This is a genomic window from Bradyrhizobium diversitatis, from assembly GCF_016031635.1.
Taxonomy (GTDB): Bacteria; Pseudomonadota; Alphaproteobacteria; order Rhizobiales; family Xanthobacteraceae; genus Bradyrhizobium; species Bradyrhizobium diversitatis.
The window spans coordinates 1-676 of record NZ_JACEGD010000115.1; the positions used below are offsets into that span (position 1 = coordinate 1).

A 676-nucleotide genomic window follows, 5' to 3' on the forward strand; every position below is an offset into this window, starting at 1 on the left:
TCGCGATCGTCACGAACGCGGGCCGGGCGGCGGTGGACGCAGATGGCGTTGGCACGAACGGGCTTGCAGGGCGGGCAACCGTGAGCAAGGTCGTCGTGCATACGACCGGTGCCATCAGCGTACGGCAAAATCGTGTGGTCCTGGCGCCCGGGGTCTGTGCGCCAAGTGTTGCGGTGACGTTGCGGCCCGACCGGGCTCGCAGCGTCAGTCATCCGCAAGGCGACGGGGGCAATAGTGCATCGCTCCCTGGGGAGATCGCGACATAAGCCGTAAAACCACTGCGCAGGGAAGGCCGGGATGTCCTGGCTACACCTGTATGCCGCTGTGCAGCTTCTTGTTACGCAGATTCCGCACAGTGGACCTCGGGTGCCAGCGGGCTCCCGGCCTTCCCTGCGCCCTCTTTCATTTGAGGGTGAAGCGACCAGGCAAAGCTCGGGCGAGATCAGCCGCGAGAACGAGAAGATGTGTCTGCAGGTGAGATGCGAATCGAAAGAGCGATGTCCGCCGCCCCACGCTCCGTCATTGCGAGCGCAGCGAAGCAATCCAGAGTCTTTCCGCGGAGGGATTCTGGATTGCTTCGCTGCGCTCGCAATGACGGCGTTGATGCAGTTGCGCGCGAACACTCCGCTCTTGTGCCCCGGACGCAGCGCAGCGCTCCTTCAGCGGTGCGCTGCAG

1 pseudogene is annotated in these 676 nt (G+C 64.2%); it reads left to right on the top strand.

Going from position 1 to position 676, the window contains the following annotated elements:
• A pseudogene (locus H1B27_RS39875) lies at positions 1-266 on the top strand (hypothetical protein); the annotation flags it as partial.
• Positions 267-676 lie beyond the last annotated feature (410 nt).